31 protein-coding genes are annotated in these 23155 nt (G+C 39.0%); 16 read left to right on the forward strand and 15 right to left on the reverse strand.

Annotated features, from left to right (window positions below; translation table 11 throughout):
* The first annotated feature begins 221 nt into the window (after positions 1-221).
* Positions 222-2963 (forward strand): SNF2-related protein, encoded by a 2742-nt coding sequence (locus DYY67_RS03080; RefSeq protein WP_255492732.1) that lies wholly within the window; start codon positions 222-224, stop codon positions 2961-2963.
* Between the two features lie 213 nt (positions 2964-3176).
* On the opposite strand, the gene DYY67_RS03085 is transcribed toward DYY67_RS03080, so the two are convergent.
* A complete protein-coding gene (locus DYY67_RS03085) occupies positions 3177-3476 on the reverse strand; it encodes a tetratricopeptide repeat protein (protein ID WP_166390649.1) in 300 nt (99 codons plus the stop codon).
* Entirely contained in the window at positions 3442-3915 is a 474-nt protein-coding gene (locus DYY67_RS03090; RefSeq protein ID WP_166390651.1) for a J domain-containing protein, read from the reverse strand. Before DYY67_RS03090 ends, DYY67_RS03085 begins: the two co-directional genes overlap by 35 nt.
* A gap of 249 nt (positions 3916-4164) precedes the next feature.
* On the opposite strand from DYY67_RS03090, the gene DYY67_RS03095 reads away from it, so the two are divergent.
* Both DYY67_RS03095 and DYY67_RS03100 read left to right on the forward strand, forming a co-directional pair.
* A complete protein-coding gene (locus DYY67_RS03095; protein WP_166390653.1) occupies positions 4165-4329 on the forward strand; it encodes a hypothetical protein in 165 nt (54 codons plus the stop codon).
* A 481-nt stretch (positions 4330-4810) separates the two neighbouring features.
* Positions 4811-5047, forward strand: a complete 237-nt coding sequence (locus tag DYY67_RS03100) for a hypothetical protein (RefSeq protein WP_166390655.1) — start codon at positions 4811-4813, stop codon at positions 5045-5047.
* Positions 5048-5087: 40 nt separating this feature from the next.
* On the opposite strand, the gene DYY67_RS03105 is transcribed toward DYY67_RS03100, so the two are convergent.
* Positions 5088-5714, reverse strand: coding sequence for a hypothetical protein (locus DYY67_RS03105; RefSeq protein WP_166390657.1), 627 nt, complete (start codon positions 5712-5714; stop codon positions 5088-5090).
* 7 nt (positions 5715-5721) lie between these two features.
* On the opposite strand from DYY67_RS03105, the gene DYY67_RS03110 reads away from it, so the two are divergent.
* Positions 5722-5868 carry a hypothetical protein gene (locus tag DYY67_RS03110; RefSeq protein ID WP_166390659.1) on the forward strand — a complete coding sequence of 49 codons (147 nt, stop codon included), beginning with the start codon at positions 5722-5724 and terminating at the stop codon, positions 5866-5868.
* Between the two features lie 8 nt (positions 5869-5876).
* Here DYY67_RS03110 and DYY67_RS11480 read toward each other — a convergent pair whose 3' ends face one another.
* Positions 5877-6224, reverse strand: coding sequence for a DUF1059 domain-containing protein (locus DYY67_RS11480; RefSeq protein WP_166390661.1), 348 nt, complete (start codon positions 6222-6224; stop codon positions 5877-5879).
* 174 nt (positions 6225-6398) lie between these two features.
* Between DYY67_RS11480 and DYY67_RS03120 the strand changes: the two genes are divergently transcribed.
* Entirely contained in the window at positions 6399-6659 is a 261-nt protein-coding gene (locus tag DYY67_RS03120) for a hypothetical protein (protein ID WP_166390663.1), read from the forward strand.
* Here the strand turns inward: DYY67_RS03120 and DYY67_RS03125 are convergent.
* Together DYY67_RS03125 and DYY67_RS03130 are read right to left on the reverse strand one after the other, a co-directional pair.
* Positions 6656-7582: a transcription initiation factor IIB gene (locus DYY67_RS03125; RefSeq protein WP_166390665.1), complete on the reverse strand. Its 927-nt coding sequence runs from the start codon at positions 7580-7582 to the stop codon at positions 6656-6658. The genes DYY67_RS03120 and DYY67_RS03125 overlap by 4 nt on opposite strands.
* A 638-nt stretch (positions 7583-8220) precedes the next feature.
* Positions 8221-8673, reverse strand: a complete 453-nt coding sequence (locus tag DYY67_RS03130; RefSeq protein ID WP_166390667.1) for a GNAT family N-acetyltransferase — start codon at positions 8671-8673, stop codon at positions 8221-8223.
* Positions 8674-8782: 109 nt separating this feature from the next.
* On the opposite strand from DYY67_RS03130, the gene DYY67_RS03135 reads away from it, so the two are divergent.
* Positions 8783-9190 carry a hypothetical protein gene (locus DYY67_RS03135; RefSeq protein WP_166390669.1) on the forward strand — a complete coding sequence of 136 codons (408 nt, stop codon included), beginning with the start codon at positions 8783-8785 and terminating at the stop codon, positions 9188-9190.
* Positions 9191-9206: 16 nt separating this feature from the next.
* On the opposite strand, the gene DYY67_RS03140 is transcribed toward DYY67_RS03135, so the two are convergent.
* Positions 9207-9431, reverse strand: a complete 225-nt coding sequence (locus tag DYY67_RS03140) for a hypothetical protein (RefSeq protein WP_166390671.1) — start codon at positions 9429-9431, stop codon at positions 9207-9209.
* A 207-nt stretch (positions 9432-9638) separates the two neighbouring features.
* On the opposite strand from DYY67_RS03140, the gene DYY67_RS03145 reads away from it, so the two are divergent.
* Together DYY67_RS03145 and DYY67_RS03150 are read left to right on the forward strand one after the other, a co-directional pair.
* On the forward strand, positions 9639-9896 hold the full coding sequence (locus DYY67_RS03145; RefSeq protein WP_166390673.1) for a hypothetical protein: 258 nt from the start codon (positions 9639-9641) through the stop codon (positions 9894-9896).
* 554 nt (positions 9897-10450) lie between these two features.
* The gene (locus DYY67_RS03150) at positions 10451-11050 is read left to right on the forward strand and encodes a hypothetical protein (RefSeq protein WP_166390675.1); all 600 of its coding nucleotides are present in this window, start codon (positions 10451-10453) and stop codon (positions 11048-11050) included.
* A gap of 292 nt (positions 11051-11342) precedes the next feature.
* On the opposite strand, the gene DYY67_RS03155 is transcribed toward DYY67_RS03150, so the two are convergent.
* The gene (locus tag DYY67_RS03155; protein WP_166390677.1) at positions 11343-12101 is read right to left on the reverse strand and encodes a GNAT family N-acetyltransferase; all 759 of its coding nucleotides are present in this window, start codon (positions 12099-12101) and stop codon (positions 11343-11345) included.
* Between the two features lie 118 nt (positions 12102-12219).
* Complete coding sequence (locus DYY67_RS03160) at positions 12220-14412, reverse strand: elongation factor EF-2 (RefSeq protein ID WP_166390679.1); 2193 nt, start codon at positions 14410-14412, stop codon at positions 12220-12222.
* 334 nt (positions 14413-14746) lie between these two features.
* On the opposite strand from DYY67_RS03160, the gene DYY67_RS03165 reads away from it, so the two are divergent.
* Both DYY67_RS03165 and DYY67_RS03170 read left to right on the forward strand, forming a co-directional pair.
* Positions 14747-15568: a menaquinone biosynthesis family protein gene (locus DYY67_RS03165; RefSeq protein ID WP_166390681.1), complete on the forward strand. Its 822-nt coding sequence runs from the start codon at positions 14747-14749 to the stop codon at positions 15566-15568.
* A 58-nt stretch (positions 15569-15626) separates the two neighbouring features.
* On the forward strand, positions 15627-15905 hold the full coding sequence (locus DYY67_RS03170) for a hypothetical protein (protein WP_166390683.1): 279 nt from the start codon (positions 15627-15629) through the stop codon (positions 15903-15905).
* Here the strand turns inward: DYY67_RS03170 and DYY67_RS03175 are convergent.
* Both DYY67_RS03175 and DYY67_RS03180 read right to left on the reverse strand, forming a co-directional pair.
* Positions 15902-16999, reverse strand: a complete 1098-nt coding sequence (locus DYY67_RS03175) for a radical SAM protein (protein ID WP_166390685.1) — start codon at positions 16997-16999, stop codon at positions 15902-15904. The two genes, DYY67_RS03170 and DYY67_RS03175, sit on opposite strands and share 4 nt — an antisense overlap.
* 48 nt (positions 17000-17047) lie before the next feature.
* A complete protein-coding gene (locus tag DYY67_RS03180) occupies positions 17048-17206 on the reverse strand; it encodes a hypothetical protein (protein WP_166390687.1) in 159 nt (52 codons plus the stop codon).
* A gap of 74 nt (positions 17207-17280) precedes the next feature.
* Between DYY67_RS03180 and DYY67_RS10575 the strand changes: the two genes are divergently transcribed.
* Positions 17281-17520: a VOC family protein gene (locus DYY67_RS10575; protein ID WP_255492742.1), complete on the forward strand. Its 240-nt coding sequence runs from the start codon at positions 17281-17283 to the stop codon at positions 17518-17520.
* On the forward strand, positions 17489-17683 hold the full coding sequence (locus DYY67_RS10580; protein WP_320415944.1) for a VOC family protein: 195 nt from the start codon (positions 17489-17491) through the stop codon (positions 17681-17683). The genes DYY67_RS10575 and DYY67_RS10580 overlap by 32 nt, the downstream gene beginning before the upstream one ends.
* A gap of 40 nt (positions 17684-17723) precedes the next feature.
* On the opposite strand, the gene DYY67_RS03190 is transcribed toward DYY67_RS10580, so the two are convergent.
* Positions 17724-18251: a PepSY domain-containing protein gene (locus tag DYY67_RS03190; protein ID WP_166390688.1), complete on the reverse strand. Its 528-nt coding sequence runs from the start codon at positions 18249-18251 to the stop codon at positions 17724-17726.
* A 198-nt stretch (positions 18252-18449) separates the two neighbouring features.
* On the opposite strand from DYY67_RS03190, the gene DYY67_RS03195 reads away from it, so the two are divergent.
* Both DYY67_RS03195 and DYY67_RS03200 read left to right on the forward strand, forming a co-directional pair.
* Positions 18450-18740, forward strand: a complete 291-nt coding sequence (locus DYY67_RS03195; protein WP_166390689.1) for a winged helix-turn-helix domain-containing protein — start codon at positions 18450-18452, stop codon at positions 18738-18740.
* 57 nt (positions 18741-18797) lie between these two features.
* On the forward strand, positions 18798-19472 hold the full coding sequence (locus DYY67_RS03200; protein ID WP_166390690.1) for a hypothetical protein: 675 nt from the start codon (positions 18798-18800) through the stop codon (positions 19470-19472).
* A 160-nt stretch (positions 19473-19632) separates the two neighbouring features.
* On the opposite strand, the gene DYY67_RS03205 is transcribed toward DYY67_RS03200, so the two are convergent.
* Genes DYY67_RS03205 through DYY67_RS03215 form a run of 3 tightly spaced genes read right to left on the reverse strand, consistent with a single transcriptional unit; the run spans position 19633 to position 21365 of the window.
* Positions 19633-19938, reverse strand: coding sequence for a PEFG-CTERM sorting domain-containing protein (locus tag DYY67_RS03205; RefSeq protein ID WP_166390691.1), 306 nt, complete (start codon positions 19936-19938; stop codon positions 19633-19635).
* Positions 19913-21046, reverse strand: a complete 1134-nt coding sequence (locus DYY67_RS03210) for a sialidase family protein (protein ID WP_166390692.1) — start codon at positions 21044-21046, stop codon at positions 19913-19915. Before DYY67_RS03210 ends, DYY67_RS03205 begins: the two co-directional genes overlap by 26 nt.
* Before the next feature lie 49 nt (positions 21047-21095).
* A complete protein-coding gene (locus DYY67_RS03215; protein ID WP_166390694.1) occupies positions 21096-21365 on the reverse strand; it encodes a hypothetical protein in 270 nt (89 codons plus the stop codon).
* A gap of 211 nt (positions 21366-21576) precedes the next feature.
* On the opposite strand from DYY67_RS03215, the gene DYY67_RS03220 reads away from it, so the two are divergent.
* Both DYY67_RS03220 and DYY67_RS03225 read left to right on the forward strand, forming a co-directional pair.
* Entirely contained in the window at positions 21577-21894 is a 318-nt protein-coding gene (locus DYY67_RS03220; RefSeq protein ID WP_166390696.1) for a hypothetical protein, read from the forward strand.
* Positions 21834-23078, forward strand: coding sequence for a SagB/ThcOx family dehydrogenase (locus DYY67_RS03225; protein ID WP_166390698.1), 1245 nt, complete (start codon positions 21834-21836; stop codon positions 23076-23078). The genes DYY67_RS03220 and DYY67_RS03225 overlap by 61 nt, the downstream gene beginning before the upstream one ends.
* Positions 23079-23155: the final 77 nt, after the last annotated feature.

Genomic DNA, 23155 nt, shown 5'->3' on the forward strand with positions numbered 1-23155 from the left:
ATGTCTTGGACACATATTCAAAAAACTGGACTTGGAAGCTTACCGGCTCTAGAGCTGTTAGCATGGTTGCCCGTGTTATTCCACAAGCTTGGTATGGCGATGGTCCTGAGGAAGCCATAGTACCTGATACAGAACACAATGTTCAGAAAATTAAATGGATAATGGAAACTTATCCACTTGAGATAAAATCTAGAAACATTTGGCAGAGAAAAACAAGGCACATGAAAGTGTCAAAAAAGAAGTGGACCAGAATAGAAAAATTACGAAAGGCAAATCCTGGCGAACAATTCAGGGGTACACTACTTAATTTTCAAAGAGAAGGGCTAGACTTTCTTTTAAAATCTTCCGGCAACGCTCTTTTAGCTGACGAGATGGGATTGGGAAAATGTTTGAAAGCAGATTCTCTTATCAGCACAATAAATGGACATGTTACAATAAAAGACATTTGGGAACAATCCACATTAACAGAAAGAGATGAGGATGAAGAATGGGGTAAATTAAAAACTCCCATCAGCATACAAACATTTGACGGAAAACAGATAGTTATCAAACAAGTAAACAGAGCTTTCAGGCAGAAGATTGACGAAGACATTACAAAGATTACTCTCTCTGACGGTTCAGTAATAGAATGCACTAGACGCCACATGTTTCTTACGCCAGACGGTTGGAAGATGGCTGGAAAATTAAACACGGACGATAAAGTAGCCATTCCTTCAAAAACATTACATGTAGAAAAAAATTCGCTAACACCAGATATAGCAGAATTAATTGCGTGGCAGATGGCAGAAGGATACGAGTATATTGAAAATAACAGATACCCACGTGGAAGATTCTATAATTCTGATTCAAAAATATTGTCAAGAATACAACAGTTAGGAAAATACCAAGGAATAGAACTACCCAAGCCAAGAAAAGAGGATACTACTTTTGTCATTGCTACAACTCAGTTTTATGAGTTATTTTCAAAATGGGGATACAAATGGGGTAAAAAATCAAAGGATAAAATTGTCCCAAAGGCAATAATCGAAGCATCGTTACCAGCACAGAAAGCATTTGTACAGGCAATTTTTGATGCAGAAGGTCATGTGAGCAAAACACATTGCGAATTAACTACTGCCAGTAGATCGATTGCATTTGCATTACGTGAAATTCTTCTTCACTTTGGCATCTGGCTTCGTATCAGATCTGCAAGAAAATATGCCACAAATGGCACAAGAAAACGTAGGAAATACTATGTCTGTACATTTGGAGGTAATTCAATAAACAGATTCAATGATCAATTTAGGATCATCTCAACGCACAAACAAATAGCACTAGAAAAACTAGCAGCAAAGAAACACAATACGAACATAGAAGGAGTGCCCTCACAGAAAATTGTTCAGAGAATTGCTGAGACTGGAATATCGCTACGTTCTCTCAACCTGTACACACCATACAAGTATACGCAAGGCATGAGCAAACAGCTAGCCCTTTTTGTTTCAGACAAGTTAGATACACTTCACGAGCATAAACTTGCTGAACAATTACGTGAGATAGCACTGGAATCGATTAATTGGTGTTCAATCAAATCTATAGAAAAGAAACAATTTCGTGGATATGTGTATGACCTATCAGTGCCTGAAACACACAACTATATTGCAAATGGCATAATTACTCATAATACCGTTCAGACTCTGTCATACCTTGCAACAGAAAGACAGACATTTCCAGCTCTAATTGTTGCTCCTCTTGTTACCCTGAGCAATTGGCAAAGAGAGATTCAAAAGTTTCTCAAAAGAAGAAGCAGAAATGGAAGAATAGTTGAAGGTGAATATCCGACATCAGTTTTAATTCGAACCGGCAAGTCACAGGAAATAGGAAAGTATGACATTTACATCATAAATTATGATTTGCTATACAAAAGACTAGACGACCTTTCAAAATTGAACATAAAGACACTTGTATGCGATGAGGTACAGCATCTTCGTTCAAAATCAACCAAAAAATATTCTGCAGTAAAGAAACTTTCTGCACTAGAGTCGGTAAAGTACAGAATTGGATTGTCTGGCACTCCAATCTACAACAGAGGATCTGAGATTTGGCCAATAGTTGATATACTAAGACCAGGACTGCTTGGAAGTTTTGATGAGTTTTGCGAGTATTTCTGCTACGTAAACGAGAAGGGAAAAGCAATAGTACTTGAAAATAAACGCGCCAGCCTGGGCGAAGAGTTAAGAAAGCACGTAATGCTAAGACGCAAGAAATCAGATGTACTAAAAGAATTGAAAGAAAAAGTAAGATACAAAGAACTCATAGAATCAGATATCAATTATTACCATGCAGAACTTGACAAAATATGGAAGAGGCTAGAAGAAGAACAAAAAACTGCAACTTCGGCCTTTGACAAGTTTTCATCATACAAAAGAGCCATCCAGAGTGAGAGACAGGCAGCAGGAGCTGCAAAAGTACCTCATGTCATAGAGTTTGTCAAAAACATCATGGAAATAGAAGAGAGTGTCGTAGTATTTTGTCACCACAAGGCAATTCATGGATTGCTACACAAGAGTCTTCATGAATACTCTCCTTCTTCCATCATAGGAGGCCAGACAGACAAAGAGCGACAAGGCAACATCGACAGATTCCAAAATGGAGAAACAAAGCTAATGATTGCAGGGCTCAGAGCTGGAAACGTTGGAATCAATCTGAGCAGGGCAAGATACGTGATATTTGCAGAGCTTGACTGGAGTCCTGCCATTCACAGACAGGCCGAAGACAGATTACACAGAATAGGTCAGAAAAATACCGTATTTGCATACTATTTGATGGGCAATGGTACGCTGGATGATCACGTAGCAAATGTGCTAGTTGACAAGAGTTATGAAATTGATGCAATCATGGACGAAAAAGAAGAGCCATTTGAAGACAAGGACAAGGCAGAATTAATCTTGGCTCAAATCCACGACAAGCTCTCAACCAAGCGCTAGTTTCATTTCTCTTCGCGTATCTCGTACTTGTCAAAAAATCCTGGCCTTCACCTTGTTTTTCCACAATAAATGACTCTAGTTTTTTTATAACTTCGGCTCTGTTTAGCCTTCCTTCATTTGATACATAATATTCGGCATGTGACGCTCGGAATTTCTTGTAGTTCATCCCTTTTGTCATCAATATCATTACAGAATTATCCATAATAAGAGATCTCATTGCCTCAGTTTTTTTGCCTGCTTGATGCACTTGTCTCCTTCTTTTTTCTTTCCTATCTTGAGCAGTAGACTGCCCTTGTTATACCAAGCATTTGCAAAATTAGGATCAAAACTTGTTGCCTTATCAAATGACTCTAGTGCTTCATCGTATCTTTCCAGATTGTAGAGACACACCCCATTTAGGTTCCATATTGCCGCATGTGCAGGATTGATCTTGATTGCCTTGCCAAATGACTCTAGTGCCTCACCATATCTTCCCAGGTCAGAAAGACATACACCCTTTAGGTTCCACGACACTTGTTGATTTTGAATCAATCTCCAGCACCTTATCATAACAGACCAGCGCTTCCTCGTATCTTTTCAGATTAGAAAAGCAGTCACCCTTCTTGAGCCATGCATTTGCATACCTAGGCAATTTTCCGACGGCCTTGTCATAGAGTACGACTGCCTCATCATACTTGCGTTTAGCAAAAAGCGCCTCAGCTTGGTTGTACCATGAAACAGCATCCTCAGGATACAGGTCAGCAAATTTTTTGTTGGGTGTTACCACAGTTTTGTGGTGATTTTTCAAGGTTTGGTAGGCATCAGATATTAGTTTGAACTGTTGATCATCTTTTTCTGATGAATTTTTATCAGGATGATACTTGAGGGCCAATTTTCTATACGCGCTTTTTATCTCTTTTAGTGACGAGCCGGGCTCCAAACCCAGAACTTCATAGCATTTTGAAACATTCAACTTGTATCACCCTAAATAACTCGCATCAACTCTAATTTGCAAAAACCTCTACAAATTAGCCTTTCACAGCATAACATTATTAATTTTATCATACATAAATGCAAAAACTCTATCATTATGACACATTTATCAATAATCCAAATGATCATTTTGATGTCAGAAAGCAATTTTTGTTGAATTTTATTTAATTCACAGTTATCAAAAAATTATTCCCAAGAAATAAATTGAAAAATATTTCAGCAGACTAGAATGACAAATCAAACAATAAGTGAACTTGTCAAAATGGCCGACAAGATAGTAATTGACGAAGTAAAGGGAAAGAAAGTGACTTTGAAGATAAGCTGGTTTGATCTCAAGGGAACAAGAAAATCAAAAAAGTTTTTGATGACGGAAAAGGAAAAGATCGAGTTTTAGATCTTTTACCTAATCATCTTTTTTATCGTCCATAATCTAATTTTTCCTAAAATTTTTCGATTTTATAGAATAAAAATTTTGTTCATGAGTTCTTCCCATCACTAATAAGCAAAAAAACAGTCCAAAGCATGGCGAACATTCCTTGTTTGTGATGCAGGAACTCAGACTCACCACCAGGATCTGAACGATCCTTACCCGCACAGGCAAGGAACGCCTACATTAATCACATATTGACGGGTCGGCATGAGACCGCTATGAGAGAGTAGATCATTTCATTTTTTCCTTGCAAACTAGCGAAATGCCCAAAACACTTGATGACGTATATTATTTCATGGGCTTTGTACTATACAGCAAAAGACACGGCCTTTATAGAAAATCGTTTGTTTTGCATTCTAGTGATTGCAAAGTAGATGAAGAGGAATAAATTATCAGACACATTCCCATTGATAAACATGATAAATGACCAAGCCTTGATTTTGTCATGAACAAGCACGAAGTCAATAAATCTCTTCTAAGCAAATTTACCCTAAATCAGCTACACGAGTTTTGCAAGACGCATAAAAGAGAGATGAACCAAATAGATTACAGGGACAGAGTAATTCTTGGCGAATCAGATCCTGAAATAATAAAGAAAAGATTCATTCCATACATAGTAGGTTTTTTTGATCAAGTGGAAATAATAGAGTTTGCCAGAAAACACAACATACCGATAGATTGACTAACTTGTCTCAAGGACCTGTCAACGAGTTGTTTCCCAGTCAAGTCCGTATGCCATTTGCAGATTCTGTCGTATCATTTCCACCTGTGGTATCTCCAGAATAAAGAAATCCCGCCGCAGACATGCGCGCTTGTACAAGTACCAATTGCTGCCTGATGTTTTCAGCCACATAGCTTTGCTTTGACTGGCAATCCCACTGACCTTTTCCAAAGATAACATTTGAAAATGCCAGAAGATCATAATTTTTTTCATACGAATATGGAATCAAGCCCAAGACCTTTGTTTTGATAACAAGTGTCGAATTAAAATCTGCATTAGACTCGTTGCTCAAAACCCAGTTGACAAATGTCTTCATGGTATTAGAGTCGGTAAAACCTAGTGTTCCTTGTAGTTGTCCCTCAGAAAGTGGCTGAACCGTGTTTCCAGTAATCTCAAGTGAGCCGTAATCACCTGAAGCACCACGCATGTCAGATTCTACGCTCTCAACGGTTACAGGTACAAATGATGGGTTACACACAGCCAAAGTAATATCCAAACCTGATGTATTGACCTGCCCTATACCACCTCCAGCAAACTCTAGGCTTTTTGCCAAATAGGATACACTGACAAATAATGCAGATAACGCAATCACTATTACGACTGCAAGTATTATCAGAGATCTTTTCATGAACATTGTGATCATACCTAGTATTCATAAACTTCTTGGCAAGAAAATACTCTCATTTACAGTAGACTTGGGTCAAATCGAATCTGAGAAAAAGCGAACTTCAAAACAAATCGACGTTCTAAATGCAGCAATCAAAGAAATAGAGTCCAGATAGAATAATTTTTACGCAGTGATTGGACAAGGTAGGGATTCTGATAATTTGACAATCAGTCTTTGTGTTACTTGATTATCTATTTGTCCATCGCTTATTGTAGAGAGCGGCAAGAAAGTAGAGGCAAAATCCAGTATTGATATGATTGTTTTTGTATCCTCCTCGTCTATCTGCAATCTGGTCAGCGATGTTTTGGAGTCAGTCTTTCGGAGTAGAAACTGCTTGAGGGTATCATATGAATACTCTATTCCATGCTCCTCAGATGAATGCGTCATGAACTTTCGGACCACGTCTTTTTCTTCTCCTTCAGCTTCATATCTGCATTCAAATCCATAATCGGCGCATGCAAATTTTGCCATAGATTGCATGACACCCTTTATCTCTTAAGAAGTAGCTTGATCGAAAATGGCAAATCTTGATGAAATAAACTGGAAATCACAGCAGGCTTGACGGAAACCTTGAATTGCAGGTCAACTTTCGCTTTGTATGATCATATTGCTTGAGACACGAACCAATATGCGTATGATGATACCATGAAACGAGGATATGGAATCCTGATAACCGGAGCAGGAATGTTAGTTATTGGTCGTTTTCTTTCACAATGGATAGTAAACAGCATACCTACAATCAATCAGGCTCATTCATCTATGATGGATGCACAGTATCACATGTTATCATGGAGTAACCAATTATCTACAATCAGCCAGTGGGGAATAATCGTGCTTGTCATAGGCGGATTTGTGACCGCTCTTGACAGAATGAAGAAAAATCAGGCTAGTGCAAAAAATGACTAGTGTTCTTGAACAAATACGTTCAATGATTCTTTTAATCCCTTGTACCTGTTTCGTATCGTAACTTCTGTCACGCCTGCAGCCATTGCAATTACTTTTTGTGTAGTATTGTCTCCGTTTACTGTACACGACAGATACAGTGCAGCAGCTGCAAGCCCCATAGGGTCCTTTCCTGCAGAAAGTTCCATGTCGTTTGCTTCCTTTAAAATCTCAAGTGCTTTTCGCTTTACCTTCTCGCTCAGCCCAGATTGGCTTGCAATTCGCGACATGCATTTTATCGGATCAAGTACTGGCATTGTCATATCAAGCTCTTCTAGCAATAGCCGATAGGAACGTGAAATGTCCTTTCGTTTTATGTTAATTTGACGTGCAATCTCGTTTAGTGTCCTAGGAGTACTAGATTCACGGCATGCCATGTATAATGCCGCTGCAATAAGACCAGAAATTGACCTACCCTTTGTGAGCCCCCTTTCTAGACCCTTTCTGTAGATGTATGCAGTCTTTTCAATTACTGCGTCAGAGAGGGCAAGCTTGTCCCTTAACCTGTTGAGTTCGCTGAAAGCCTGTCTTAGGTTCTTGTCAGCAGATTCGCTGGCCTTACTTCTGTTATCCCATGTTCTGAGACGATCCATAGTATGCTTCATCGAGGAAGAGAGCGGTTTTCCCATCGCATCTGTTCTGCCATGACCTATCATGGTGGCAAGCCCCATGTCATGCACCGCAAGTGACGTAGGCAATCCCGTTCTTGCCCTGTCATCATATTCTTCCTTTGTAAATGCGCGTGTCTCAGAGCCCAAGTCGACTATGCGATCTTGTATGACAAAACCGCATCCACTACAGAATTTTTCGCCAGTAGAACTGTCTGTTACGAGGGAATCTTTTCCACATCGCATGCAATTACCAGCATTATAATTATGTAAAACCATACAATTTGTCACCTGCATTGCATGACATATCAATAAGAACTCTCGTATTTTGTGATGGATGATTTTCGGGTTTTGTCATAACTTTGGTTTCTGATGTTGAAAAATCATGTTTTGATCAATCAACAAGTCAACAATGTTGCAATTCAACATGCTTATTAGCTATGCAAGTTCTCAAATAACATGGCAAAAGCCAAAGCAAAATCAAAAGCAAAATCAAAAACCGCAAAGAAATCTAAGAGATAAAATAAAAGTGACCTGAAATGGTCAATCCATTTTTTCCATAAAAGAAATTCTAAAAAATATTTTAATCCATATCGTGTTAACGATTTTTTTATTCAGAAAAGATCTAACAATTAGTTTTAGAGACATCGAGGTGTAATCACAGATGCTTTTCTGCCATCTGGACTTTAGAACAATGAGGATAACAGGGATGGCCATACTTGCACAAATCCATAGACTGGCCAGATATGACAGAACTAGAATAATGGTGACGGGCTTACAAGTGCGCTTCTTGAGGGATTCATAAGAATACAGCCACATTGCGAAGAAAATTACAGCATTGTCATGAATTTTATCGGATTATTCAGTGAGAAGAGTAGTGCGATTTTGAATCAGATTTTGTTTATTGCATATTTGTGTTAGTTTTTTCCAAATAAACTAGAGTTACTGTTATCAGTAACTTTTTTAGTTTTAAATATTTTATATCCAATGGTTTGATAGAGACGTAGATTTTTCTCGCTTTTACTTCCAGTAAATAATTCAAATCTTTTACAGGATTTAAACAAACTTTCTATTTCATTCATTAATTTTTTCCCAATACCATGACATTGATAATCAGGATGAACCATGAGCCTTCCTATATGACAGGTCTCCCCCTGTTCAAATGCCCTAACAGAACCTATTATTCTTTCATCAACCATGGCTTTGAGAAATATCTGGAGGCCAAATTCATCTCGTATACTTTGTAAAGTCTGAGTCATTGGCGGAATGGTAAAATCATCGTAAAGTTCAGATTCACTTTTGTATGCTAATTTTTGAAGCAAGAGTATCTCTTCTGCATCAGAAATTATTGCTTTTTCTAGTGTTACCATGGAATCATTGATTTAGTTCTTTAACAAATCTAAGTTTTATGATAGTTGCATGTTCCGACACATGATGTCTATGCGTATCATTTAACTAGATACAGTATATAGTGAAATCATGGGACAAAAAGTGTCAGGAATTGAAAAGCTTCTTGCCCCCTCGTTGAACAGAATGGAAGAAGAGTTGAAGGAGGTTCATGCCGAGATGAACACGGCAAAGGCAAAGATAGACGAAACTAGCAACAGGATAGCAAAACTGGAAGAGGACAACAGACGCCTTGCAAATAGAATAGACAATTTAGGCAACGGGTTACCTGCCGATGTTCGAGTCTCAATTGATAACATAAATGACATGGAAAAACATGACAGAGACGAGATTGATATTCTAAAACGCGGTATTGATGTTGCTCAAAGAAGGCTTACGGTCTTAGAGGCCAAAATGAAAGAACTGGTCAATGAAATCCTCGAAGAAAGATCAATGCTTGAAAGAATTGCTTTGTTTTTAACAAATCTTACAATCTCATAATACCAGAGATTCTATTTTATGATCTTTTTTTCCTTTTAGAGTCATTTAATGAGGATCTCTTTGTAGAATCATCCAATGATGATTTCTTTTTGTCCAAGTGCTTGATTCCAAAGCCTGCAAAAAAAACTAACCAGCCGCCGATAGTCACATATCCCATGATACCCTTAACCGAGTCTGACACATCATGTGAAACTGCAGAAAATATCCAGTTTATAATAATGACAGAAATCCCTGCGATCATGATCATAGTTCCACGTTGCATACAATCATAACTTTCGCACTGATCTTAAAGATTCCCTTCCCATATGAAATAGAGAAATTATCAGACAGCGTTAGGCTTTCATGCGTGAGACTCGTTGTTTGTTATAAAAGGACGACATCGGTTTGACGCAAAGACGTGACTAGTTGAAACTAAATATTTAAATCGAATTCCGTTTCATACAATTCAATGTCCACAAAAACGATCGCAATAATAATTGCCGCTTTTGCCGGAGGCGTGATCGCAATAGGAATTGCGATGTCTGCAGGATCAGGATGGGAACCAGCAGGCCAATATACCGGAATAAGTGACGCGTCGCATACTGCCAATAACTCATCGAATTGCTATGCATTTCAGACAGGATGTAGCGTTTCAAGTTATGGTTCAACAAATACTAGTTCGGACTATAGCGGTGCAGCTTTGAGCGGCAGCTATGGCCAACCATAGATTTACAATCTATTATTTTTTTCATTTTATCAGTAATTACAGATGATTTTCCATCAAGTTCACAACACATGAGAAGATACACATTACTTTCGATAAGAACAGACGCATAGCCTTTAGAATCAAAATCAATGACAAATATTAAACCAACATGAGATATCGAATAAAAGAAATGGACAAAGTGCAATGCGTGGAATGTTCCTCTGAAAATATAGGCGAATATATGGACCCAATCGAGAAGAGCGACGGTATGCATTATTATTTTTTATGTGAAGATTGCAAGCATGAATGGGAAGTAATAAGAAAATAATAGATTAAACATGTAGAAGAAATATTGCGTTAAATTTTCTCGCATTCTCTCCATTTCAGACGATTTTTTGGTGTAATATACGCACATGTTATTCTAGACATGAATCGAGCTAAAAATGTTTGTTTTTAGCAATAGTAAGTTCCTAACGCATGGACATTGGTTTCAGCAAAAAAATTGAGGCAGGCGCATCTTAGGCAAATAAAAGATGTCTCCCTTTAAAGGAAAGCTCGACCCCATCAAATAACATATGAAGTGGTTACCTGTCATTGTATTTCTTGCCATCCTTTCAGTACCTTTAGCAAACGGACAGTTCTATGGGCAGGTACAAGAAAATTCAGGTAATACAAACCAGCAAAGTAATACGTTTCCCAAGATAGCTTACACTGCTGACAAAAGTTACGAGGTAGACTTGACATGGGAACCTCATAGAATACTGACTGACCAAAAGATTATCTTCATTTTTCAATTTTATAACTACAAGACTGGTGAGCTTGTCCCAATGGTAGATTACCAGTTCGTCATATCACAGGATGGAAAGGAACTGACAAGAATCTCGGGAACTACCTCTCAGGCAGGTGACTACAAATACTTTGCATTTGATAATCCGGGTCCTGTCACCATAAGCCTTGAGAAAATAGGTGATACAGATTCTTCTGCATCTTACAACACTATCATATATCAAAATCCTAATCCGACAGGTCATGTCGTCATTATGCAGCCACCTGCAAACATTTCAGATAAACAAAGATCAATCTTTCCCATAATTGAAGACGTGATTGTGGGTGTGTTGATAGCGTTAATTGTATGGCTAGCAAGAGATCCCATATTGAAAAGACTGAATGTTTAGGCTTGAATTGGATTTGACCTAAAAAATTACGACAGATTCAATCGATAATTCAAAATCAGATAACAGAAATTGGCAAGATCAAAGAAGTTGTGAAGTCAATCTTAATGCAGATGGGAAAAGACTTGAGTTATGGAAGATTGAAAGTATTGATTCTAAAATCATGAATGACTCTGTGCCTATTTCTTTAAACCATTTTTCTAAGGATGAAATCTAACAAACACGATCAACTTTAAAAATATAGCCACGAATTAGCGATATTGAAAAAACCATGTGTGATTCTCCGACGAATTTATTAATTAAAGTATTTTACACCTTCATCGATGTCTATTTCATAACCCATCTTTCTCCAGAAGCCGGTACTTCGGGTATCTTCGATTCTAATTCTTGAAAAATCATGGTTTCTTACCCAATTTTCAACAGATGCGTGTATTTTGCTTCCAATTCCATGCCCTCTATATTTTGGATTTACCTCGAACATCTCAATTGTAGGAGCACAGTCATTCATTTCTCCTGCATAATAACCCAACAAAGCCTTTGCAATGACTTTTCGATCGTTACGAAAATACATGAATGTCTTAGGTAATAGTTCAATATTACCATCTATTGTGCCAGTTCTACATTTTGCCAAGATTTTAGTTTGTTTTATTTTAAAAGATTCTTCGATATGTTCTATCATTGCAAACGATTCAAATTCCAAACTTCTACCGTTTAGGTAATTTAGAATGCCTTCTTCAGAAGTTCTCTTTGTGAATCGAATAACAAGACAATTTGAGAGTGGAAATACGATTACGGATTCACTTACTGAAGAAATATTCAAAATTTCTCCATACGCGTCGTTTGATTCAGTCGTGATGTCGTATTGATTTTCTTCAAACCATTTTTTTAAAGATGTAAAAAGACCATTGGCTTCTCCAAATTCACCATAATCAACAAAAAACGTAGAATGACCATCCGCCTTGATCTCGTAATTTTTTGTATAATTTTTCCAAGATAATGTTAGCGGTTCTTCATTTAATCTCGGATACATTCGATAATCGTTCGAGTCGCTCAACTAAGTGCAGATTCCTCATTAAAGTACTTAATACTTTGAGTCAATTTCCAACAAATCATAACTTCCGTTATTATCTAGTAGCTTCAATTTCCACGCCTAAACGGTGGGTTTACTATTTTTACTCTTTGTCCACAAACTCATCTGCTGTTGGAGGTTCTGGACTTAGGCCCTTTCTCTTTCTAAGATCAGCTACTATAGTTGACAGGATAGAGTTTGGAACTGGCGTCCATGCCTTAAAGTGCGTGTTCCACATTGCCTTTCCTGCAGTCTGTCCACGCATTACCTCAGACAAGTCAAATGTTTCAGATGCTGGAATCTCTCCAGTGATAATATTTACAACGCCTTTTTGTTCCATGTTCAGAACCTTGCCTCTCTTTCCGGATATGACACCTGCGACGTTGCCAATGAGTTCCTGTGGAATCCTGACCTCAATTCCAAGTGTTGGTTCTAGCAGTACTGGTTGGGCAAGCAACATTGCACCCATACATGCGCGCCTTGATGCAGGTCCTAGCTGTGACAAGCCCCTGTGTGCTGGGTCCTCGTGAGGTACGAAATGATGGAATGTAAACTTGCATCCCCTCACCTGTTCTCTTGTAAGAGGCCCTTCCTTCATGGTATCATCAAATCCTGACAATATCGAATCAGTTGATTCCTGGACAAACTGGACACCTTTGGTACCATCAACCATAACGTTTCCTCTAGTATCAAATCGCATTACACGTTTTGCATCATCGCCATCCCAGCCGGCTTCCTTCAGTATCTTTTGTACTTCCTTTTTGTCCTTGTACTCGTTTAGTGTACCGTTTCGTATCATCTCAGCTACTTTCTCGTCGAGTGGTTCTACTTTCATGAATATCTTGTTGTGTCTGTTAGGTGATTTTGCCATGATGGGTCCAGCAGAGCCACGAATTGTTTCCCTGTAATTGATCAAGGGTTGTGAAGTGACAATATCCACTTTGGCATCTGCAATCAATGCAGTTGCAATCTCAAGGTGGAGCACACCCATGCCGGCAATCACTGTCTCTCCACTCTCTTCGTTTATCTTTACGACCAAGTTGGGGTCTTCAATTGTAATTCTGTTTAATGCCTCGACAAGTCTTGGCAAGTCTTTTGGATGCTTTGGCTCTACTGCAATTTGTACAACTGGTTCTGACACATACTGGATTCCCTCAAATGTGTTAACACCAGATATTGTGGATATTGTCTGACCCGCTCTTGCATACTCCAATCCCAAAAGTGCCGGAATATTTCCTGCTGCAAGCTCACCTACCATTTCCCTCTGGTTGCCCATGAAAAAGTTGACAGACTGGATTCTTCCCTCTCTTTTTGTATCAATGATATGAATTCTATCACCATCTTTTATCCTTCCAGAAAATAACCTTCCAATCGCGACAGGACCAGCGGCCGGATCAACTGTCATGTTTACAATCATCATTATGGCAGGTCCGTTATCATCACAATTGAGTAATGCCTTGCCAATATCTGATTCAAGGTCGCCTTTCCAAATCTTTGGAATTCTGTATTTTTGTGCAACATCTGGCGGCGGGTGATGTTTTACTACCATTCCAAGAACTGCATCATACAGCGGTGCCTTTTCTGCAAGTTCCTTGACACTTCCACCTTCAGAATATGCCGCAAAGATATCTTTGAATGAAATTCCTTTTTTCTTCATTACATCTGCATTAAATCCCCACTTGTCCTTTGCAGAACCAAATGAGACACTGCCGTCCTGAATACTTACTTTCCACTTGTCCTTGTATTCAGGCTCTGCGTAAATATCGATTAATCTGTTAAAGTTGGTTACAATCTCAAGCAGCCATTCCTGCATCTTCTCAGGTGTTAATCTTAATTCCTTTATGAGACGGTCAATCTTGTTGATATAAAGTACTGGCCTTACCCTCTCTTCCAGGGCTTGACGAGTTACTGTTTCTGTCTGCGTCATGATGCCCTCTACGGAATCAGATACCACAACTGCACCATCTATTGCCCTAAGGCTTCTAGTTACACGTCCAGTAAAGTCAATGTGACCTGGAGTATCAATCATGTTAATGACATATTCTTGGTTATCTTTTTCATAGAGTAAAGTAACATTTGCCTGAACGATGGTCATCTGTCTGTCTTGCTCTAACTTCATCGAATCAAGTGCAAGTGCCTGTCCTGCCACAGATGGACTGATGATACCACTGGATGCAAGAAGACTGTCACTCATGGTAGTTTTGCCGTGATCTACGTGAGCTATCACACCAAAATTTCTGATAAGTTTCTTATCTCCAATAATTTTGAGAATCTGGTCAGTTGCCTTAAATTTCATGTTTTAGCTAAATCCTTTTCTAGCCGCTATTAAACGTTTACAAGAATTATACAATAAATCAATGGATCATGGAAGAACTGGTGTTTCGCAATCTTTTTTCTTCAATAAAGAATCAATCCTTTTCGACTTTCTTTTTTGTTGCATGCAATACAATCAATTCTGAAAGCAAACATGAAAAACAAAATCAGTTCCCAATGATTTGGGTTTTAGGATCAGGCATCACCAATTCTCATACGGTTTACTGATGAATTCTTAAGCCCGTTGTGATTTTTTTCAAGTGTGACAGCAGTTGACATAACTTGGATATTTATAATAGAGGTAAAAATCCTAAGTTATGGAAATAACAGTCGGTCACACGCCAGATTCTGACGACGCCTTCATGTTTTATGCAATGTTGACAGGCAAGGTTACATCCCCTCACTTTAAGGTCAATCATGTTGTTGAAGATATAGAGACGTTAAACAAACGAGCCCTAAACCATGAGCTTGATGTCACAGCAGTTTCTGCACATGCCTGTGCATATATCAGAGATTACACCATATTGAGAAGCGGCGGGAGTTTTGGCAAGGGTTACGGTCCAATAGTAATTTCAAAACAAAATCTGTCCCCTGACCAATTGCGTCGCTCCAAGATAGCAATTCCTGGAAAGATGACTTCGGCATTTCTGTTGTTGCAGCTAATGATTGGCAAATTCGATTACGTTGAGATGAAATTTAGCGACATACCAGACGCTGTTTTAAGAGGCGATGTGGATGCAGGGCTTGTCATACACGAGACCCAGATAACGTATGAGCAAAACAAACTTGTCAAGATAATGGATGCAGGCGAGTGGTGGCGCAATCACACAGGCGGTCTTCCAGTTCCACTTGGAGTAAATGTGATGAGCAATCATTTCGGTCCAGATACAATAAAACAGTTTGATGCATTCTTCAAAGAATCAATTGTTTATGGAATGGCACGTATCGGAGACGCGCTCGATTATGCAATGCAGTATAGCAGAGGCCAGCCAAGAGACCTCATTGAGAAATTTGTTCGAATGTATGTAAATGACATCACTATAGAGATGGGAATACTTGGAGAGCATGCCACACGAAGTCTGTTCCAGTTTGGAATAGAAAAGGGACTCATCTCAGAATTCGATCTAAGATTCGCATAAGATAAAAACCAAAATTGACAATTAATGGTTAATTAAGAGACAGGCCAATTACGATATTGTGGACAAGCGAATATTTCTTTTAGGTGTTACAATGTTAGGGATTGGCGGATTATCATGGTACTACCTTAACAGTACAATGCCAATGAGCACACCCGACATGACTGCCGATGAGACAAGCGCTTTCAATGAGGCTCAAGCAGTAAACACTGGCCTGTCAAACATTTCTCAGATGGTGGCAGGACTAGGATTCTTCATAGCCTTGATCAGCGTGGGACTCAGACGCAGAAACAAAGGCGGCGTTGGAAAACCCGTTACACAAAAGCCTGCTGAAATCTAGAACGTTTTTAAGATATTGAAAAAGGTGTCTCGCTGTGCTGCATCTCTTCCAATTTCTTTTATCATGTTTCCAAGTTCCAAAATAGAAGAGTTTGTTCCCCTTCCAGCCGCACGATAAATCTCTTCTGAGAAAGCAGTGCCTACCAGATCATTTCCGCCATATGTCAGGGCTACTTGAGCCAGTTTCTTTCCCAGTGCAACCCAGTAAACAGAGATGTTGTCAAGTTGTTGTGCAAGCATCAGTCTTGAAACTGCAATGACTCTCAGATCATATGTGGAGGGGCTTTCAGATTTTACCAATCCTGCTTTTTCAAGTTCTGTATTTTCTAGGCTGAATTTGAGAGGAATCAGAGCGATAAAGCCCTTGGTTCTTTTCTGCACCTCTCTTAATTTTACCAAGTGATCTACAATGTGTTCTGGCTTTTCAATATGGCCAAAAAGCATGGTCGCATTGCTCTTGATGCCCAGATTATGTGCCTGTTCAATAGTATCAAGCCATTCTTGTCCTGAGCACTTGCCCCTGACTATCTTATTTCGTATTTCCGGATGAAATAGTTCTGCTCCTCCACCTGGCATTGTATCAAGACCAGATGCCTTGAGCCTTGTTAGTACTTCTTTTACCGAATTTTTTGTCAGTTTCGATAAAAAGAATATCTCTGCAGCAGTCAGAGCTTTAATGTTCATTTCAGGATGGCTCTTTTTTATTGTCCTGAACATTTCTTCATAATACTCTAAAGGTAACTCTGGGTGAAATCCCCCAACTATATGCACCTCGGTTGCACCCAATTCTTTTGCCTTGCCTACTCGTGCTTCAATATCCTGTGGAGTTAGTGTGTAAGCATCACTTTCGTTTCCTTTTCTATAAAATGCACACATCTGACAACTTGCGGCACAAACATTTGTGTAATTTAGATAATAAGACGCAGCAAATGTTACAGTATTTCCCGACTGTTTCTGTCGTACCAGATCTGCTGCAGCGCCCAACATGTAGAGATTATCATAAGACATTAGCTCAAGTCCGTCATCATACGAGAGTTCCTCTCCAGAAATGGCCTTCTCAAGTGCTTTAGAGTCTTTGACTAGCTTCTCTAACATGCCTCTTGTTGATTTTAATATCAATATAAAAGTAAACAGGGCGTTTTGCTATCGAAACAACGCATTGCTTGTTATATCTCTTGAACATTTGTTATTTTTGCCGCAATAGTCCTCACATTCGTGGGCAGTGTTAGATTCCTGATATCCAAATCCGCATTTCTCGCAGAAATAATACTTTTTTCCTTTTCGATATTGTTCCTGAACCATACATAAGATTAGGCATTTCCAGAATTTAGTGCTTTGGCCGGTATCTTATTTTATTACCCTAGTCTGGGGAGATCATGAAGCTGCATCACATAGGAGTTGTCGTGCCAAGCATACAAGATTCACTTGGCGACCTCAAAAAATACATGAGTTTTCAAAGCATTAGCTTGCCGACTCCAGTCGGAAGCAGAAAGGTAAATGTCTGTTTTTTAAAAATTGGTGAGCCGTTTCTAGAATTGATAGAGCCGTCATCGCCAGATTCTTCCATTGCAGAGTTTGCGTCAGGTGGGAGGTGGAATACATCACCTATGTTTTGAGGTAGACGACATACAAAAAGAGGTAGACTCTATGGCAAGCAAGGGTGCAACAGTACTTGTAGCTCCTGTAAAGGGCTTTGATGAAAGAAGAATTGCGTTTGTAGACCTGAACATGAAAAATACCAAATGTGGTATCATCGAGTTTATTGAGATTCACCAGTAAGATGTCTAAACTAAAAATAAAAAAAGGAAAGGAATTGCTTCTACTTGCTTGATGCAGTTCCTATGACAACTGGTCCATCTGCTGGATTCATGACCTGATATGATGTGTCGCCCATAGATCCTCCAATACCATGGAACATCATTACTTTTCCGGGCATGCCAAAAAATCCATCAGGTGCCTCAGTGTTTGACAAAACTTGGCCATTTCCTGCATCCACTATGACAAGATGGGTCTTACCTGAGCTGTCAAGTACCTGAAAGTTGTACACATAGTACCCTTGATATGGTCCAAGTTGTCCTCCTGTCACAGTTCCTCCAGTCACTGCAGTTTGTGCAGTGTTTGCAGCATCGACAAACTTTGTCTTGACGCTCTGCATCAGAAGCTGGTTTATGTTGATGCTTCCTTGAATTGCAGGTATGTTAACCATGGTCTTGCCTAAGGTTCCGGTACTGTTAGATGGGGTTGTGTCAGCGTAGACAGATACCGTTGTCCCAAGGGTAGCAACGATTGCCATACCTAGAACAATTCCAAGCAATGTCTTTTTGTTTGAAATGATTTTGTTCATCATTTGCACCGGCAATAACTAATGTAAATCTATAAAACTTTGTTCAACCTTGTTAGTTCATAATATTAGGTAACATAGTTACCGAGAAGCATAATTAGTTGAAATTTGATTTCTCGCTATGCACTTTACATTAGGACTGTTTTCTATTTGTAATAGTATTGTGCGAAATAGCGCAGCGTATGTTTTTGATGGGGAAAATATTTGTCACATGAGTATAGAGATAGAATATACATAAGAAAAGATATTTTGCTTGCATTAACAGAAGCAGGTGAACTGAAACAGACATCACTTCTCTCCAGATGTGGCCTGAATATTGTAGCTCACAAGGACATATTGGAAGACCTTGAAAAGAAAGGATTCATCAATAAAGTAGAAGAACCATGGGGGAGTAAAAAAATAGTCAAGTATAGCATCACCGACAAGGGAATTCACGTACTAAAAGAAGTCTTGGATCCATACGAGGAATTGTTTCCAAGAAAAAGTAAGGAGTAACTCGGTAACTATGTTACAGAAATGTTTTAAGATAAACAAAGAGGAGTGTGTTGTACCATGACAGCGCCTGAAAATAATTCTTCTCCATCACCCCCAAAAGAGAGTGAGCGCGAGAGTGTCTTTAAGGTGTTAGACGAGCTTGTCTCACACATGTACACCTTTAGAAATGTTGCCATGCTGCTCATAATCTCAGCGTTTGTCTTGGTACCAATCTCTCTGGTCATTGCAGTACTGTTACTGTCGAGCCCAGAGTTTGTTCCAGGACCAGAAGTTCAGTTCATAGGAACTAGAATGTTCAACGGAACACCCGCGATGATAAATGATGCGTTTGTTAACTCTACCTCTGGTGTAATGAGTATTAGAGTTGTTAACGGAAACATGACAGAAATTGGCATGGAAAAATTAAACACAACTAACACACCAAATGAAGTTGTAATTCAAAAAGGTCCTAACATGACAGTGGGACAGATTATTACGACACGCAAGGGATCTCCTAACACGATCTTCTATTCACCCGCAGGTCCTCCTAGATTCATGGTGTCGGGTGGCCCATTTCCGCATCAGGTATTAGACATTAGTACAATAATCATTGTCTTCATAGCGGTCTCCATTGTGTTATCATCAATATACCTGTTCATTGGAATAAAGGAATACAGTTTTTTCTCAAGATGGAACAAGAAATTTTCCAGGTACATGTCACTCAGGGATAAAGCAGAGAAAGAGCTTGGCTAGGACAAGACATAGATTAATCATGAAATCTCCACATATTGGAAAAGAAGGCATGCTCGATTCTGAACAGATGAATAACGAAGGAAATCTAGATGTCTTTCACTTTGGTTCTGTATTTCCTAAGACTATAAGACCAACTATGCCGAACCTGTTGAAGATAAAGCTAAATTCTTGTTTTCAGTGCAGATCTCTGAGATATTACTACGATAACCATTACTGAAATTATTAGAACTAGTGACGCCACTGGACCAAATTCTGGAACAAAAGTAGTGCTTTTTGAGAACATGATACCGTTACTTCCATTGTTAGCTTGTTGCCATGCAAGATACACAGTATTTGGAGATGACGCCATGGTGCCATACCACGAGCCATAGGTACCGTCGTTTACATTCACTGGAGATTCAAAACTATTACCATCGTCTGCACTTTTAGCTATGTAAATGTCATAGTTGACCAGGAGTGTTGTCAACCCAGCTTACGTATACATTATTAGTATCAGCAGATATTTGTGGCCAGCCAGATGCACCAGGAGTGTTGCTGACATTTATGGGCGTGCCAAATGTTTGTCCACCGTCACTACTTTTTGCAAGGAGAATGTCATAGTTTTTCTCTGTAATGACATTAGTCCATGTTACGTAAACGTTGTTTCCTACAACAGCAAATTGCGGGTATCCAGAATCTTGCACATCTCCGCTCACATTGACTGGTTTTGCAAATGTAGATCCACCGTCAGTGCTTTTTGCAAATAAAATATCAAAATTGCCAGGACTGTTATCCATCCATACTGCATAGACATCATTTCCATTGACTATCATTTGAGGGGCTCCAGAATCTCCTGTATTGTTACTAATGTTAGTTGGAATACTGTTGAAGGTATTTCCAGAATCATTGCTACTAGTTAGAAATACGTCAAAATTTTTTGCGCCATTGTCTTCCCACATTAAATAAACATGGCTCCCATAAGCGAAGATTTTTGGAATTCCAGTGTTGCCACCAGGATGGCTAGTGATTGGAACTGGAGTGTCAAATGTAGTGCCACCGTCATCGCTTTTTGCAAAAACTACATTTGTTATATCACCTGTCGTTCTTTCTAACCATACAACGTAAACATGGTTATCAGATGCAGCAATTTGTGGAAAAGCCGAATCTTTAGAATTGTCGCTGATTTGAACTGCAGGAGCAAAGGTGGTCCCATTATCATTGCTTTTTGCAAACGCAATGCTGGATTTGTTGTCCAAAAAAGACTGCCAAGTTGCATATATTTGGCCTTGAGAGGCCACAATTTTCATATTATCTGGAGCGCCAGAGTTTACATTTCCAAGGTCGACTTCCTTTTCAAAAGAAGAGCCCCCATCATTGCTTTTTGCAAACATTACCCCAAATTTACCAGCAGTATTGTCCACCCATCCAACGTATACGTTGTTTCCTGAGAGTACCAATTGCGGCAAAGTGGCGTTTTCACTTGGGGAACTAACACCAATGACATTTGTAAATCCCGTAGAACCAGAATCTGCGAAAGCGTTCGATATAGATACAGAAAAAGCTAAAATCAAAAGTGCTGGGATGAGTTTTTCCACACACAAGACTTTGTTCAGCATTATAAGATAGTTTTGATTCAAGAAATAATTACGGATTGATTTCATCTACTATTAGATTTAGTTCTACTCTAGTCTTTGTGTTGACGGTATTTGACACATGTGAGACAAGGGCAACCTCTTTTTTTTCGTCGCCAAACAACAAACTGGTCTTTACTTTAACAGGCGCAAATTCAGTGTTTGGTCCAAGCATGATCTTGGGTAAAAGAGAAAGTATGGACATGTCACCAGTGTCAGCTCTTATCTTGTAAGCAGTGGTATCAGTAAAGTACACACCTCCTCTTGTGGTCGGTTTTCGCACTGGAATTTTTGATTTAGCTATGAAAACATTTTCAAGATCAAAGATTTTTTCATCAATGTGTAGAGTATACTTTCAGATTAGAAGATTGAATTATTTTTGACATTATTTCCTCACTGACTTCCATAAATCGTACACTTATTCCAACACGTAATAATCTTCCTTTTGAAGAAATGTTTAAGATGGTTTTAGAGTCATCTTCATAGGTCTTTATTTGAAAAATTATGAGATAGAATCTGCTTGGCAATATCACGACGGAACAAAACATCCAAACGGAATGCTTCTCAACAGAGCCCACACGTATCATCCTGCAAATAGACCCATACCGTACAAGATATACAAAGATGCAACACGGATCAAACTTTTGCTGGACAAACAGCCAAGTGAAATTTCTGCCCTTGATGCCATATCAATTAGCACTAAAAGCGAACATGAAAACATCATTCCTGACATCAACATGCGCTTTCAAGAATGCTCTTCTTCTCAGGCGGCATCACAAAGACCCTTAGATTTCAGTCTCTTGGCGAGATAGAGTTCCGGGCAGCATCGTGTACTGGAGCACTATACCACATAGAGATTTACATCATATGTTCTGACATTTCTGGGCTTGAGGCAGGAGTTTATCATTTCAATCCGCAGAATTCCTCATTGACGGTATTAAGAAAGGGAGATTACCGTAAAGTTCTTGCAAATGCAGTAGCAAATGAGCCTTTTACATCTACTGCGCCCATCATGTTGGTCTTCACTGATGTATTTTCAAGAAATGCAGTCAAGTACCAAGCAAGAGAATATCGACATACATTTTGGGACTGTGGAACAATTCTTTCAAACGCACTTGCAATGTCAAATGCACAAAAAGTCCCATGCAAATTGATACTGGGTTTTGTCGACTCTGAAATAAATTCACTTCTTGGTCTTGATACAAGAAAAGAAGCAGCAGTAGCAATATTGCCACTTGGTCACTTTGACCAAGAGATTCCAACCTCACCTTCCATGTCTGAAGTTTCCAAGTCAGAACCATCAGAGCAGTACGTTGATCTTGCATCCATAAATGAGATTCACGAGTCATCGTCTCTGACAGACAAGCAGGAAGTGGCATCTTGGAGAAATCAAGTCATTCATGAACCACAGAGTGTAAAACCAATTGAAAGTACAGGAAGGGTTTCTTTGAAAGACAGTCTGGAAACTGTCATTCTCAGACGCGGTTCTACACGTAAATTTTCTCAAGATTCCATCTCACTTGAACAATTATCAACCATACTGAAAAGATCCACAGGCAGAATTATTTCAGATTTTGAAAAAGAAAGTATCAACGACGTCTACTTGATTGCAAATGCAGTTGACGGACTAGAACAGGGATCATATTTTTACAACAAGGAGCATGACAAACTAGAGATTTTACAGAAAGGAGATTTTCGAAACATATCAGGACACTTGGGCTTGGATCAAAGTTTGCCTTATGATGCATCCATTACAGTATTTTTTATGGTAAACCTTCAGAAGATTCTAGAACGCCTTGGTAATCGCGGATACAGAGTTGCACAATTAGATGCAAGCATCATGGGAGGACGAATGTATCTTGCATCATACGCATTACATATTGGTGCTACAGGACTTACATTTTATGACGATGAGGTGACAGAATTTTTCTCACCTCATGCAAGCAACAAAAATACCATGTTCATGATGGCATTAGGCAAGAAAGCCAAATCGTAGAGAGATAAAACAAGTTTTGCGCCAATACCAGTTCTCAATCCTTATATCTTTACTATCAAATTCATCATGAATATGCA

The sequence above is a fragment of the Candidatus Nitrosotalea sp. TS genome, from assembly GCF_011319465.1.
In the GTDB taxonomy this organism is placed as follows: domain Archaea; phylum Thermoproteota; class Nitrososphaeria; order Nitrososphaerales; family Nitrosopumilaceae; genus Nitrosotalea.

Bases quoted from the DNA above. Each gene is read 5' to 3' on its own strand.
- DYY67_RS03080 (WP_255492732.1), top strand. From the start codon at position 222: ATGAAAGTGTCAAAAAAGAAGTGGACCAGAATAGAAAAATTACGAAAG.
- DYY67_RS03095 (WP_166390653.1), top strand. From the start codon at position 4,165: ATGACAAATCAAACAATAAGTGAACTTGTCAAAATGGCCGACAAGATA.
- DYY67_RS03100 (WP_166390655.1), top strand. From the start codon at position 4,811: ATGAACAAGCACGAAGTCAATAAATCTCTTCTAAGCAAATTTACCCTA.
- DYY67_RS03105 (WP_166390657.1), bottom strand. From the start codon at position 5,714: ATGAAAAGATCTCTGATAATACTTGCAGTCGTAATAGTGATTGCGTTA.
- DYY67_RS11480 (WP_166390661.1), bottom strand. From the start codon at position 6,224: ATGGCAAAATTTGCATGCGCCGATTATGGATTTGAATGCAGATATGAA.
- DYY67_RS03120 (WP_166390663.1), top strand. From the start codon at position 6,399: ATGAAACGAGGATATGGAATCCTGATAACCGGAGCAGGAATGTTAGTT.
- DYY67_RS03125 (WP_166390665.1), bottom strand. From the start codon at position 7,582: ATGGTTTTACATAATTATAATGCTGGTAATTGCATGCGATGTGGAAAA.
- DYY67_RS03130 (WP_166390667.1), bottom strand. From the start codon at position 8,673: ATGGTAACACTAGAAAAAGCAATAATTTCTGATGCAGAAGAGATACTC.
- DYY67_RS03135 (WP_166390669.1), top strand. From the start codon at position 8,783: ATGGGACAAAAAGTGTCAGGAATTGAAAAGCTTCTTGCCCCCTCGTTG.
- DYY67_RS03140 (WP_166390671.1), bottom strand. From the start codon at position 9,431: ATGATCGCAGGGATTTCTGTCATTATTATAAACTGGATATTTTCTGCA.
- DYY67_RS03145 (WP_166390673.1), top strand. From the start codon at position 9,639: ATGTCCACAAAAACGATCGCAATAATAATTGCCGCTTTTGCCGGAGGC.
- DYY67_RS03150 (WP_166390675.1), top strand. From the start codon at position 10,451: ATGAAGTGGTTACCTGTCATTGTATTTCTTGCCATCCTTTCAGTACCT.
- DYY67_RS03160 (WP_166390679.1), bottom strand. From the start codon at position 14,412: ATGAAATTTAAGGCAACTGACCAGATTCTCAAAATTATTGGAGATAAG.
- DYY67_RS03165 (WP_166390681.1), top strand. From the start codon at position 14,747: ATGGAAATAACAGTCGGTCACACGCCAGATTCTGACGACGCCTTCATG.
- DYY67_RS03175 (WP_166390685.1), bottom strand. From the start codon at position 16,999: ATGTTAGAGAAGCTAGTCAAAGACTCTAAAGCACTTGAGAAGGCCATT.
- DYY67_RS03180 (WP_166390687.1), bottom strand. From the start codon at position 17,206: ATGGTTCAGGAACAATATCGAAAAGGAAAAAAGTATTATTTCTGCGAG.
- DYY67_RS10575 (WP_255492742.1), top strand. From the start codon at position 17,281: ATGAAGCTGCATCACATAGGAGTTGTCGTGCCAAGCATACAAGATTCA.
- DYY67_RS03190 (WP_166390688.1), bottom strand. From the start codon at position 18,251: ATGATGAACAAAATCATTTCAAACAAAAAGACATTGCTTGGAATTGTT.
- DYY67_RS03200 (WP_166390690.1), top strand. From the start codon at position 18,798: ATGACAGCGCCTGAAAATAATTCTTCTCCATCACCCCCAAAAGAGAGT.
- DYY67_RS03225 (WP_166390698.1), top strand. From the start codon at position 21,834: ATGCTCTTCTTCTCAGGCGGCATCACAAAGACCCTTAGATTTCAGTCT.